This window comes from Enterobacter wuhouensis (assembly GCF_035835995.1).
GTDB lineage: Bacteria > Pseudomonadota > Gammaproteobacteria > Enterobacterales > Enterobacteriaceae > Enterobacter > Enterobacter wuhouensis.
This window is the reverse complement of sequence record NZ_CP142124.1, coordinates 890,714-903,826: the sequence shown is the minus strand read 5'-3', so window position 1 is coordinate 903,826 and position 13,113 is coordinate 890,714. Positions and strand designations below refer to the sequence as shown.

Here is a 13,113-nt window from a genome sequence, read left to right as displayed (position 1 = left end):
TGCCCGATACCGCGTCGGGCAGCATAGCAGGATTTCTGCACAGTGTTAATCCGTTTACAAAAAAGCAACATTAAATAATTTGCTGAATCGTTAAGGATGGTATAGCGCGGGGACGAGGCAAATTTAAGGTACAAAAAAACCGCCTGATAGCGGTTAATTTGTTGCCTTACGGTGGTAGCACACCGGGCTGGCAGTTTTGCGGCAAAACCCCAACTCAGCGAATTTTGCTCTCCATCCTATCGACTTGCAAGGTGATTTTTTTATTCTGCGCAGCGCCTTCCCATTTTGGATGAAAGCTTATGTAAATGCATTTTTACCCTTCTTAAGATCCTTTGAAACTACTACTCTTTTTCTCGGCCTGCTTCGCTGGTGTAGCAACCAGTCACCGGGCCCGGGAGCAGTTCCGTAACCTACGTGGCAAAACCCCAATTTGCCTGGTTCTGCCTTTCCCGGTGGAGAATGAACCCGCGTAGCCTGTACAGGAACGCACGCAATGGAGATGCGAATCACTGCGCTGATCATTGTGACCGGTTTACTGCTAACCGCACTGCACGGTGGCTGGAACATATCCGACATCACGGTGCTGTTTGTTGTTAACCTCGGCAACTAGCTGCTGGCCGCTCGCAAGAGCGGCCTTCTGAATGTCCTACGGCTTTTCGGCCAGCAGGTATAATTGTGTAATAAATGCACACACTCTTTATCCGGACGCACCGGGTCGTTTCCCAAGAAAAGTCAAAACTGTAATACACGGGTGAATAATACTCGCGGCAACAAGAACGCCTCACGGCACAGCGCCTGTCTCGTTGGAGTCATTTTATGAAGTTGCCCTTTAAGCCACATCTGCTGGTCCTTCTCTGCAGTGCCGGTCTGTTTGCCGCCTCAGGCGTTATGCTCGTTAAAAGTCGCGCAACGCTACCCGCAGCACCTGCCCCCGTCGCACAACAGCCGGTCGTCGCCCAACCCGCGCCTGTCGTCACGCCTGTTTACTCTGCCGCGCAGATCGATCAGTGGGTCGCCCCTGTCGCGCTCTATCCGGATGCGCTGCTGTCGCAAATATTAATGGCCTCGACCTACCCGTCTAACGTCATTCAGGCGGCGCAGTGGTCAAAAGATAATCCCAAAATGCAGGGCGATGCCGCTATCCAGGCCGTTGCGGGCCAGCCGTGGGATCCAAGCGTGAAGTCGCTGGTTGCCTTCCCTCAGCTGATGTCGCTGATGGGGGAAAACCCGCCGTGGGTACAAAATCTTGGCGATGCCTTTCTCGCGCAGCCAAAAGATGTGATGGATTCGGTCCAACGTCTGCGCTTGCTGGCGCAGCAAACCGGAGCGCTCAAGTCCACGCCGCAGCAGACGGTGACCACCGAAACTAAACCCGAACCGGCTAAAGCTGCCGCCAGCGAATCGACCACCGCCACCGCAAGCCCAACGGTGATCAAAATCGAATCCGCCGATCCGCAGGTGATATACGTCCCCACCTATAATCCGAACGCGGTTTACGGGACATGGCCAAACACGGCCTACCCGCCAACCTATCTTCCCCCTTCGCCCGGGGAGCAGTTTGGCAACAGCTTCGTCAAGGGCTTAGGCTTCAGCCTGGGCGTGGCGACCACCTATGCCATCTTTAGCAATATTGACTGGGATGATGATGATGACTGGGATCATCACCATCACGACGACGACTGGGATCATCACGGTGGCTATAATCGCAACGGCGATAACAACATCAATATTAACGTTAATAATTTCAATAAAATCAGCGGTCAGCATCTTACTGACGCTAACCTCACCTGGCAGCACAACCCGGCCAATCGTGAAGGGGTCCCGTATCCAAATGCTCAGCTGAATAATCGCTTCCACTCTACAAATACGGCAACCGGGCTGAGCGCGACGCAGCAAAAACCCGTCAACCGCGACAGCCAGCGTCAGGCCGCTCTGAGCCAGATGGAGAAATCGACCGGAAAAACATTCCCACAGACGGCACGTCCCGGCACCAAAGATGCCCAGCGTCTGGCCTCAGGCCAGCAGCTCAGGCAAATTTCCCAGCGCAACAACTACCGCGGTTACGACACCAGACCGCAGACGGCGAAGCGGAGCACCGCGCAGCAGCGAGAAAACCGCCAGACCACTGAGAAACGGATAGCGCAACCGGTACAGCAGCGGAATATCCAGCAGCGAACCAGCCGGGCCAACGCGCTAAGCGGCAACGACAGCCGCTCAGCCAGCTGGCAAGCGCAGCAGCAGCGGGGCGTTCAGAGCCGACAGCTGTCAGCCCGTAATCAGCAGCCTCGGCAGGTCGGTGCTGGCCGCGCCGAACACCGCGAATTCCGTCCTCGTTAAGGGAACCGACATGAAAAGTAAACTGCTCAGTGGAATGGTGTTATTCATGGTCTCAGCCGCCGCGATGGCCCAGCAATCCTTTAGCACGCCAGAGAAGGCGACCGATGCGCTGGTCAGCGCCATCAGCACTCAAAATGAAACCGCGATGAATAGCCTGCTTGGAGAAAACTGGCGCGATTTTCTGCCGCCAGAGGGGTTCGATCCTGATGCCGTCGATCGCTTCCTGCGTGACTGGAAGGTTCGTCATAACACCGTTATCGATGGCGATACGGCCCACCTCGTTGTCGGTGACGGGGGCTGGCAGCTGCCTGTGCCGGTAATCAAAGTCGCCTCCGGCTGGCAATTTGTCATCAGGGAAGCCGCTGAGGAGATCCTGACGCGCGAAATCGGACGCAATGAACTCGCGGCTATTGAAGCCCTGCACGCCTATGTTGACGCCCAGCAACGCTATTTCGCGATGAACCAGAAGTATGCGCAGAAGATTGTCAGCTCAGACGGAAAAAAGGATGGCCTCTACTGGCCTGCGCAACCCGGTGAAGCCCCTAGCCCGCTTGGTCCGGCGTTCAGTCCGCAAGAACCCGGTACGGGCTATCACGGGTACAGGTTCCGCATCCTGCCGGAGAGCAACGGCTTTGCAATGGTCGCCTGGCCCGTCACATACGGGCAAACGGGCGTCATGAGCTTCGTAATTAATCAGAGCGACAGGGTATACCAGAGCGATCTCGGCAGCGATTCAGGGCATAAAGCAAATGCGCTCACCGCGTACCGGCCGGATAAAAGCTGGCAACCTGTCGCCCCATAAGGCAGGCAGGCCGGGTCAGGCGAAGCCGCGCCCGGCTGTTTTCTTAAAGAATGTTGGCGACAGACTTCGCCAGCTGCGCTTCCAGAACCGGTTTCGCCTCTTCGAACTTCAGGTTCACCTTGTTGGCATTAGACACCACGCGGGTCTGATACTTCGCGCGATCGCCCTGCTCGCTGCTGGTCTGCAGCTTCACGCCGGAGGTCCCCTGACGCAGTGCTGCAATATTATCAGTCGTCACTTTCGCTTTGCTACGCTCGGAGATCTGCAGGTCGGTGACCATGGTGTAGTTCACGTCTTCCACCATTGCGTCAGCCGCCATGCCGATCAGACCGGCCGCCAGGCCCACGCCCAGCGCTGCGCCGGAAGAGTTGCTGTTGTAAGCCGTGATGCCAGCGCCCAGCGCAGCGCCCACGGCGGCACCTTCATACCCGGTTTTCAGGTAGCCCTGCGCTTCACGCAGATCCATTTTGTCGGCTTTGAGAACGTTAGCCTGTACCCAGTAATAGGCACCGTCAGGTGAGCTGGTGACTTTATAGCCCTTCGCCGTCAGGTCGTTGGCCAGCAGGGTCTGCAGGTTGCTCATGTCCTTATCGGAGGTGTTTTTAACCTGAATATAGACAGTTTTCTCATTAGAAGGCTCAAGCCAGACGGTTTCGCTCATCTGGGTTTTCACCTCCAGATTACGTTTCTTCACCGCCGTTGTTACCGCCCCGCACCCTGTCAGCGTCATCGCTGCTGCCACTAAGCCAATCACCGCAACTTTCTTCAAAGACATACCTTTTCCTTTTTTCGTGTAATAAAGAGCCCAGAACCTCAAAACCGCGCGGCCAGTAGCCACACAATGGAGAAAAAGGTATCGGCAGATGAAAGGAATTTTTTAGTGGAAATATCAATGAGATGACTACCAGATCGGGTAGTTTTCAGGCAAAAAAAAACGCCTCCGAAGAGGCGTCTGGTAAGCAGAAGAAACTTATTTCTTCTTCGCTTTGGCGTTTGGCAGGTCGGTGATGCTACCTTCGAACACTTCTGCCGCCAGGCCCACGGACTCGTGCAGAGTCGGGTGAGCGTGGATGGTCAGCGCGATGTCTTCCGCATCGCAGCCCATTTCGATAGCCAGACCGATTTCACCCAGCAGCTCGCCGCCGTTGGTACCGACAATCGCACCACCGATCACGCGGTGAGTCTCTTTGTCGAAGATCAGTTTGGTCACGCCATCTGCGCAATCGGAAGCGATAGCACGGCCAGAAGCAGCCCACGGGAAGGTGGCGGTTTCGTAGCTGATGCCTTTCTCTTTCGCTTCTTTCTCGGTCAGACCCACCCAGGCAACTTCTGGCTCGGTGTAGGCGATTGATGGGATCACCTTCGGATCGAAGTAGTGCTTCATGCCGGCGATAACTTCGGCGGCAACGTGACCTTCGTGAACACCTTTGTGCGCCAGCATTGGCTGACCGACGATATCGCCGATAGCAAAGATGTGCGGCACGTTGGTGCGCAGCTGCTTGTCAACGCGGATGAAGCCACGGTCGTCCACTTCCACGCCAGCTGCGCCAGCGTTGAGGTTTTTACCGTTCGGCACGCGGCCGATTGCTACCAGCACGGCGTCGTAACGCTGCGCTTCAGCAGGGGCTTTTTTGCCTTCCATGGAAACGTAAATACCGTCTTCTTTCGCTTCAACGGCAGTCACTTTGGTTTCCAGCATCAGGTTGAATTTCTTGCTGATGCGCTTGGTGAAGACCTTAACGATGTCTTTGTCTGCCGCCGGGATAACCTGGTCGAACATTTCAACCACGTCGATCTCTGAACCCAGCGCATGGTACACGGTACCCATTTCCAGACCGATGATACCGCCGCCCATAACCAGCAGACGCTTCGGCACTTCTTTCAGCTCCAGCGCATCGGTGGAATCCCACACCCGTGGATCTTCATGTGGAATGAATGGCAGTTCAATTGGGCGAGAGCCTGCCGCGATGATCGCGTTGTCGAAGTTGATCACGGTTTTGCCGTTTTCGCCTTCCACTTCCAGGGTGTTCGCGCCGGTGAATTTACCCAGACCGTTTACCACTTTCACTTTACGGCCTTTGGCCATACCCGCCAGACCGCCGGTCAGCTGAGTGATAACTTTCTCTTTCCAGGTACGAATTTTGTCGATATCGGTTTTCGGCTCGCCGAAGACGATACCGTGGTCAGCCAGCGCTTTGGCTTCTTCGATAACTTTCGCTACGTGCAGCAGCGCTTTAGAAGGGATACAGCCGACGTTCAGACAAACACCGCCGAGGGTGCTGTAACGTTCTACGATGACGGTTTCCAGACCTAAATCCGCTGCGCGGAACGCTGCGGAGTAACCTGCCGGGCCTGCCCCAAGTACTACGACCTGAGTTTTGATTTCTGTGCTCATCATGACCTCTTAATTTATACCCGTCGTCCACCGGGTCGTTCTATCCGCTCGTATTTTACAAAATTGTTAACAATTTTGAAACAACAAACGGCTCACGAATTATCGCTTTCGCCAATAACCTCACAAACCTCATGAGCTTATCAGAAAAAAGCCGGCCGATTGGCCGGCTTTTCGATTACATCACCAGGCGGCGAATGTCGCTCAGGGTGTTGTTGATGATGGTGATAAAGCGCGCACCATCAGCACCGTCGATCACGCGGTGGTCGAAGGACAGAGAGATTGGCATCATCAGACGCGGCACGAACTCTTTGCCATTCCACACCGGCTCCATCGCGGACTTGGACACACCGAGGATCGCCACTTCCGGCGCGTTCACAATCGGCGCGAAGTGGGTGGTACCCAGGCCGCCGATGCTGGAGATAGTGAAGCAGCCGCCCTGCATTTCGCCGGCAGTCAGCTTACCATCACGCGCTTTCTTGGAGATGGTGGTCAGTTCACGGGACAGCTCGGTAATGCTCTTCTTGTTCACGTCTTTGAAGACCGGAACAACCAGACCATTTGGCGTATCAACCGCAACACCGATGTTGATGTATTTCTTCAGCGTCAGCTTCTGGCCGTCTTCGGACAGGGAGCTGTTGAAGCGTGGCATCTGTTCCAGAGCCGCAGCAACCGCTTTCATGATGAAGACCACTGGGGTGAATTTCACGTCCAGTTTGCGCTTCTCAGCTTCGGCGTTCTGCTGTTTACGGAACGCTTCCAGATCGGTGATATCGGTCTTATCGAAGTGCGTAACGTGCGGGATCATTACCCAGTTACGGCTCAGGTTAGCACCAGAGATTTTCTGGATGCGGCCCAGCTCCACTTCTTCGATTTCGCCGAACTTGCTGAAGTCGACTTTCGGCCATGGCAGCATGCCCGGGATACCGCCACCGGCGGCTGCAGCTGGTGCAGCTTCGGCGCGTTTCACCGCGTCTTTCACGTAGGTCTGAACGTCTTCGCGCAGGATACGACCCTTACGGCCGGTTCCTTTCACTTTCGCCAGGTTCACACCGAATTCGCGCGCCAGGCGACGAATCAGCGGGGTCGCGTGGACGTAAGCGTCATTTTCAGCGAACTCAGATTTTTCTGCTTTAGCAGCAGGGGCAGCGGCTGGTTTAGCAGCCTGAGCCGGTGCAGCAGCCGGTGCTGGAGCAGCCGCGGCAGCCGGTGCTGCGGCAGGCGCAGCGCCTTCCACTTCGAAGACCATGATCAGAGAGCCGGTAGACACTTTGTCGCCGGTGCTGATTTTGATCTCTTTAACGGTACCCGCGAACGGCGCAGGGACTTCCATGGAAGCCTTGTCGCCTTCAACGGTGATCAGCGACTGTTCAGCGGCAACTTTGTCGCCCACTTTCACCATCACTTCGGTGACTTCAACTTCGTCACCGCCGATGTCCGGTACGTTAACGTCTTTCGCGCCGCCAGCCGCTGCTGGTGCAGCAGCCGGAGCCGGAGCAGCGGCCTGTGCTGGCGCGGCAGCAGGTGCAGCACCCGCCACTTCGAAGATCATGATAAGCGACCCGGTAGACACTTTGTCGCCGGTGTTGATCTTGATCTCTTTAACGGTACCGGCGAACGGAGCCGGCACTTCCATAGAGGCTTTGTCGCCTTCTACGGTGATCAGTGACTGCTCGGCCGCAACGGTGTCGCCCACTTTCACCAGGATTTCAGTGACTTCAACTTCGTCACCGCCGATGTCAGGCACGTTGACTTCTTTCGCTGCCGCGGCAGCTGCTGGAGCAGCGGCGGCCGGAGCGGCTTCTTTCTTCTCTTCCTGCGCAGGTGCAGCAGCTGCTGCACCGTCGGCGGAATCGAAAATCATGATCAGTTTGCCGGTCTCGGTTTTATCGCCAACAGAGACTTTGATCTCTTTAACGATGCCAGCCTGAGGAGACGGGACTTCCATAGAGGCTTTGTCGCCTTCTACGGTGATCAGCGACTGTTCAGCTTCAACCTTGTCGCCTACTTTGACCAGGATCTCGGTGATTTCAACTTCATCAGCCCCGATGTCCGGTACATTGATTTCGATAGCCATTATTCTTTTACCTCTTACGCCAGACGCGGGTTAACTTTTTCTGCATCGATGTTGAATTTGGTGATTGCGTCCGCAACCACTTTCTTATCGATTTCGCCACGTTTAGCCAGTTCGCCCAGTGCTGCTACAACCACGTAAGAAGCATCAACTTCGAAGTGGTGACGCAGGTTTTCGCGGCTGTCAGAACGACCGAAGCCGTCGGTACCCAGAACGCGATAATCATCAGCTGGAACGTAAGTACGAACCTGCTCAGCGAACAGTTTCATATAGTCAGTAGACGCCACCGCTGGCGCGTCGTTCATCACCTGAGCGATGTACGGAACGCGCGGGGTTTCCATTGGGTGCAGCATGTTCCAGCGCTCACAGTCCTGGCCATCACGCGCCAGCTCAGTGAAGGAGGTCACAGAGTACACGTCGGAACCCACGCCGTAGTCTTTCGCCAGGATCTGCGCTGCTTCACGTACGTGACGCAGGATAGAGCCGGAGCCCAGCAGCTGAACTTTACCTTTGCTACCTTCGAGGGTTTCGAGTTTGTAGATACCTTTACGGATACCTTCCTCGGCACCTGCTGGCATTGCCGGCATGTGGTAGTTTTCGTTCAGGGTGGTGATGTAGTAGTAAATGTTCTCTTGCGCTTCACCGTACATGCGGGTCAGACCGTCATGCATGATGACTGCCACTTCGTACGCGTAAGACGGGTCGTAAGAGATACAGTTAGGGATAGTCAGAGACTGAATGTGGCTGTGGCCATCTTCGTGCTGCAGACCTTCACCGTTCAGGGTCGTACGACCGGAAGTACCACCTACCAGGAAGCCGCGAGCCTGCTGGTCGCCAGCCTGCCAGCACAGGTCACCGATACGCTGGAACCCGAACATGGAGTAGTAAATGTAGAACGGGATCATCGGCAGGTTGTTGGTGCTGTAAGAGGTCGCAGCAGCCAGCCAGGATGCGCCTGCGCCCAGCTCGTTGATACCTTCCTGCAGGATCTGACCTTTCTCGTCTTCTTTGTAGTATGCAACCTGCTCACGGTCCTGCGGGGTATACTGCTGGCCGTTCGGGCTGTAGATACCGATCTGACGGAACAGACCTTCCATACCGAAAGTACGCGCTTCGTCGGCAATGATTGGAACCAGACGATCTTTGATCGACTTGTTCTTCAGCATCACGTTCAGGGCACGAACGAAGGCGATAGTGGTAGAGATCTCTTTGTTCTGCTCTTCCAGCAGCTGAGAGAAGTCTTCCAGCGCAGGCAGTTCCAGCTTCTCGGTGAAGTTTGGCTGACGAGCTGGCAGGTAGCCTTTCAGCGCCTGACGACGTTCGTGCAGGTACTTGTGCTCTTCAGAACCTTCCGGGAAGGTGATGTAAGACAGGTTTTCTACCTGCTCATCGGTCACTGGAACGTTGAAACGGTCGCGGATATAACGCACGCCGTCCATGTTCATTTTCTTAACCTGGTGAGCGATGTTTTTACCTTCTGCGGTATCACCCATGCCGTAACCTTTAATGGTATGGGCCAGGATTACGGTCGCTTTACCTTTGGTTTCCTGCGCTTTTTTCAGTGCAGCGTAGACTTTCTTCGGATCGTGACCACCGCGGTTCAGGGCCCAGATCTGCTCGTCAGTCCAGTCTGCAACCAGCGCTGCGGTTTCAGGATATTTGCCGAAGAAGTGCTCACGAACGTAGGCACCGTCTTTGGATTTGAAGGTCTGGTAGTCACCGTCAACGGTTTCGTTCATCAGCTGGATCAGCTTACCGCTGGTGTCTTTACGCAGCAGCTCGTCCCAACGACCGCCCCACATGACCTTGATCACGTTCCAGCCAGCACCTGCGAAGATGCCTTCCAGTTCGTTGATGATCTTGCCGTTGCCGGTTACCGGACCATCCAGACGCTGCAGGTTACAGTTGATGATGAAGCACAGGTTGTCCAGCTTCTCACGGGTGGCGATGGTGATCGCACCTTTGGATTCTGGCTCATCCATTTCGCCGTCGCCCAGGAAGGCGTAAACGGTCTGCTCGGAGGTGTCTTTCAGACCACGGTGTTCCAGGTATTTCAGGAATTTAGCCTGATAGATCGCACCGATTGGGCCCAGACCCATAGATACGGTCGGGAACTGCCAGAATTCAGGCATCAGTTTAGGGTGCGGATAAGAAGACAGACCTTTACCGTGAACTTCCTGACGGAAGTTGTTCATCTGCTCTTCAGTCAGACGACCTTCCAGGAAGGCACGTGCATAGATGCCCGGAGAGATGTGGCCCTGGAAGTACACCAGGTCGCCGCCGTCTTTCTCGTTCGCTGCACGGAAGAAGTGGTTGAAGCACACTTCGTAAACGGTTGCAGAAGACTGGAAGGACGCCATGTGGCCACCCAGTTCCAGGTCTTTTTTGGATGCGCGCAGAACGGTCATGATGGCGTTCCAGCGGATTGCAGAACGGATACGACGTTCCAGATCCAGATTGCCCGGGTATTCCGGTTCGTCTTCGACGGCAATCGTGTTTACGTAGTTGTTAGCCCCTGCACCTGCAGCCACTTTCACGCCGCCTTTGCGCGCTTCTGAAAGCAGCTGATCAATCAGATACTGAGCGCGCTCAACACCTTCTTCACGGATGACCGATTCGATCGCCTGTAGCCAGTCGCGAGTTTCGATCGGATCCACGTCATTTTGGAGACGTTCTGACATGGGGGTATTCCTTATCTATCTAATACGTTGATTTGTCTGGAACCTGTCCCATTGTATTTTCGCCAGAAAACACAATAAGACAGGTTCTGCGTTTAGTTGCCGCGCTCTAAAATTTCTGGCGCTTAATCCTTTCGTTGCTGTATGCGGCGTAATGAACGTTCGCGACGCGATTGTTCACGGCTGCGGTCCAGCAAGATTTCCTCAATGAAAGCCAGATGGCGGTGCGACGCTTCGCGCGCCTGCTCCGGTTCCCCGGCCATTATCGCCTCGAATACTCGGGTGCGATGGTTGCTTACCAGCGGGAGCATGTCCCTACGGGCATACAACAATTCAAAATTCTGACGAACGTTCTGGGCCAGCATGGGCTCCATGCAGCGTAGCAGATGGAGGAGCACCACGTTGTGCGCCGCTTCGGTGACGGCAATTTGATACTGGACAACGGCGCTGGATTCGGCGTCTAAATCGCCGGACTGCTGTGCCCGTTCAATGGCCTGATGCAGCTCGCGGATACGCACGCGATCTTCATCATTGCTGCGAAGGGCGGCGTAATAGGCCGCGATACCTTCAAGCGCGTGACGGGTCTCAAGCAGATCAAACTGGGATTCTGGGTGGTCAGAGAGAAGTTCTACCAGCGGGTCGCTGAAGCTCTGCCACAGGCTGTTTTGCACAAAGGTTCCGCCGCCCTGGCGACGAAGCAGCAAGCCCTTTGCTTCGAGGCGTTGAATCGCCTCACGCAGAGAGGGGCGTGAAACGTCGAACTGTTTTGCCAGCTCGCGTTCTGGCGGGAGTTTCTCGCCCGGGCGCAGTGTCCCTTCGAGGATTAAAAACTCCAGCTGCTGCTCAATCACATCAGATAGTTTTGGTTGGCGAATTTTGCTGTAGGCCATATTCCCTGTCTTACGCCTTTTTGCCCGGAGTCAATTGGTCTTACCAATTTCAAGTTCGTATCGCTAAAGTAACAAAGTATTCACCTTCTGTCCATATTGGTTTTGATTGAAATCAGTAAACCCTGCACATTTTAACAACCTTACAGAAATAACGTTTCAGAAATGTAACTTTGCACAAATGAGTTGATTACTACCAAAGAGGCAGTTTTAACCTTAATGAAACGAGGGTTTTTGCAATCTGAAGCGATTCAACATGGCAAATCATGAAAATTCGCCCACTTATGGAGCATTTCTATTCTATAGGTTGGGAAAGGACGCGTTAGCGGGGCAATTTACAAATGCTCTCTTTTTATTCAAGTCGTCATCGACCCTTCATAAAGCAGGTGCATTCACAGGCGCTTACCACTATTCTTGCGCTTACGGAAGTCATCTCCGCTTTTTTCGGTCTCGTTAACCGTAAAGAATTAAATACAGAATATGGACTTTCATAATTACACACGCATAGCGTGAACATAACAACCACACACGAGGTTTCACATGGAAGCTCAACAGCATGGCGATCAGCTAAAGCGCGGCCTTAAAAACCGCCACATACAGCTCATCGCACTGGGCGGCGCTATTGGTACCGGCCTGTTTCTGGGCAGCGCATCCGTTATCCAGTCAGCCGGTCCCGGCATTATTTTGGGTTACGCGATTGCCGGTTTTATTGCGTTTCTGATTATGCGCCAGTTAGGTGAAATGGTTGTAGAAGAGCCTGTAGCAGGCTCATTCAGCCACTTTGCCTATAAGTACTGGGGCAGCTTTGCCGGTTTCGCATCGGGCTGGAACTACTGGGTGCTGTACGTTCTGGTTGCCATGGCCGAACTGACGGCCGTCGGTAAATACATCCAGTTCTGGTATCCGGAGATCCCCACCTGGGCGTCCGCCGCGGCCTTCTTCGTCCTGATCAACGCCATCAACCTCACCAACGTAAAGGTGTTCGGTGAGATGGAATTTTGGTTCGCCATCATTAAGGTGGTTGCCGTTGTGGCGATGATCCTCTTCGGCGGCTGGCTGCTGTTCAGCGGCAACGGCGGCCCGCAGGCCACCGTGCGCAACCTCTGGGAACAGGGCGGATTCCTGCCTCACGGCATGACCGGCCTGGTAATGATGATGGCCATCATCATGTTCTCCTTCGGTGGTCTTGAGCTGGTGGGGATTACCGCCGCGGAAGCCGATAATCCGGAGCAGAGTATCCCGAAAGCGACTAACCAGGTTATCTACCGCATCCTGATCTTCTACGTGGGCTCGCTGGCCGTGCTGCTCTCCCTGCTGCCGTGGACCCGCGTGACCGCCGACACCAGCCCGTTTGTTCTTATCTTCCACGAGCTGGGCGACACCTTTGTGGCAAACGCACTCAACGTGGTTGTTCTGACCGCGGCGCTGTCTGTTTATAACAGCTGCGTATACTGCAACAGCCGCATGCTGTTCGGTCTGGCTCAGCAGGGTAACGCCCCGAAAGCGCTGCTCAACGTCGACAAACGCGGCGTGCCGGTGAACACCATTATTGTGTCTGCAGTGGTTACGGCGCTGTGCGTGCTGATTAACTACCTGGCGCCGGAATCGGCCTTCGGCCTGCTGATGGCGCTGGTGGTCTCTGCCCTGGTGATCAACTGGGCGATGATCAGCCTGGCGCACATCAAGTTCCGCCGCGCCAAGCAGCAGCAGGGCGTGACTACCCGCTTCCCTGCCCTGCTTTATCCGCTGGGTAACTGGGTGTGCCTGGTGTTCATGGCGGCCGTACTGGTCATTATGCTTATCACCCCAGGCATGGCGATTTCCGTTTACCTGATCCCGGTCTGGATTGCGATCCTGGGCGTGGGCTATATGGTTAAGCAGAAAAATGCCAAAACGGTGAAAGCACATTAATCCTCATCACGCTGCACCCGATTTGCGGGTGC

At 54.8% G+C, this 13,113-nt stretch carries 8 protein-coding genes; 3 read left to right on the top strand and 5 right to left on the bottom strand.

Translation table 11 applies throughout. The annotated features are described in order from the left end of the window. Nucleotides 1-816: 816 nt before the first annotated feature. Nucleotides 817-2,337, top strand: a complete 1,521-nt coding sequence (locus tag VPX56_RS04345) for a DUF3300 domain-containing protein (RefSeq protein ID WP_326470104.1) — start codon at nucleotides 817-819, stop codon at nucleotides 2,335-2,337. Nucleotides 2,338-2,347: 10 nt separating this feature from the next. Beyond that, nucleotides 2,348-3,139: a DUF2950 family protein gene (locus VPX56_RS04340; RefSeq protein WP_326470102.1), complete on the top strand. Its 792-nt coding sequence runs from the start codon at nucleotides 2,348-2,350 to the stop codon at nucleotides 3,137-3,139. A 43-nt stretch (nucleotides 3,140-3,182) separates the two neighbouring features. On the opposite strand, the gene traT is transcribed toward VPX56_RS04340, so the two are convergent. The 5 genes from traT to pdhR all read right to left on the bottom strand — a co-directional run bounded on the left by traT (nucleotide 3,183) and on the right by pdhR (nucleotide 11,173). Beyond that, nucleotides 3,183-3,914, bottom strand: a complete 732-nt coding sequence (gene traT / locus VPX56_RS04335; protein WP_263610038.1) for a complement resistance protein TraT — start codon at nucleotides 3,912-3,914, stop codon at nucleotides 3,183-3,185. Between the two features lie 195 nt (nucleotides 3,915-4,109). Further along, entirely contained in the window at nucleotides 4,110-5,534 is a 1,425-nt protein-coding gene (gene lpdA, locus VPX56_RS04330; protein ID WP_119935509.1) for a dihydrolipoyl dehydrogenase, read from the bottom strand. Nucleotides 5,535-5,709: 175 nt separating this feature from the next. Continuing rightward, nucleotides 5,710-7,608: a pyruvate dehydrogenase complex dihydrolipoyllysine-residue acetyltransferase gene (gene aceF, locus VPX56_RS04325; RefSeq protein ID WP_263610037.1), complete on the bottom strand. Its 1,899-nt coding sequence runs from the start codon at nucleotides 7,606-7,608 to the stop codon at nucleotides 5,710-5,712. A gap of 14 nt (nucleotides 7,609-7,622) precedes the next feature. Further along, entirely contained in the window at nucleotides 7,623-10,286 is a 2,664-nt protein-coding gene (gene aceE / locus VPX56_RS04320) for a pyruvate dehydrogenase (acetyl-transferring), homodimeric type (RefSeq protein WP_131633929.1), read from the bottom strand. Nucleotides 10,287-10,408: 122 nt separating this feature from the next. Continuing rightward, nucleotides 10,409-11,173 carry a pyruvate dehydrogenase complex transcriptional repressor PdhR gene (gene pdhR / locus VPX56_RS04315; protein ID WP_131633930.1) on the bottom strand — a complete coding sequence of 255 codons (765 nt, stop codon included), beginning with the start codon at nucleotides 11,171-11,173 and terminating at the stop codon, nucleotides 10,409-10,411. Nucleotides 11,174-11,710: 537 nt separating this feature from the next. On the opposite strand from pdhR, the gene aroP reads away from it, so the two are divergent. After that, entirely contained in the window at nucleotides 11,711-13,081 is a 1,371-nt protein-coding gene (gene aroP / locus VPX56_RS04310; protein ID WP_131633931.1) for an aromatic amino acid transporter AroP, read from the top strand. The last annotated feature ends 32 nt before the right edge of the window (nucleotides 13,082-13,113 follow it).

Coding starts and splice junctions, on each gene's coding strand:
- VPX56_RS04345 (WP_326470104.1), top strand. CDS start 817: ATGAAGTTGCCCTTTAAGCCACATCTGCTGGTCCTTCTCTGCAGTGCC.
- VPX56_RS04340 (WP_326470102.1), top strand. CDS start 2,348: ATGAAAAGTAAACTGCTCAGTGGAATGGTGTTATTCATGGTCTCAGCC.
- traT (WP_263610038.1), bottom strand. CDS start 3,914: ATGTCTTTGAAGAAAGTTGCGGTGATTGGCTTAGTGGCAGCAGCGATG.
- lpdA (WP_119935509.1), bottom strand. CDS start 5,534: ATGAGCACAGAAATCAAAACTCAGGTCGTAGTACTTGGGGCAGGCCCG.
- aceF (WP_263610037.1), bottom strand. CDS start 7,608: ATGGCTATCGAAATCAATGTACCGGACATCGGGGCTGATGAAGTTGAA.
- aceE (WP_131633929.1), bottom strand. CDS start 10,286: ATGTCAGAACGTCTCCAAAATGACGTGGATCCGATCGAAACTCGCGAC.
- pdhR (WP_131633930.1), bottom strand. CDS start 11,173: ATGGCCTACAGCAAAATTCGCCAACCAAAACTATCTGATGTGATTGAG.
- aroP (WP_131633931.1), top strand. CDS start 11,711: ATGGAAGCTCAACAGCATGGCGATCAGCTAAAGCGCGGCCTTAAAAAC.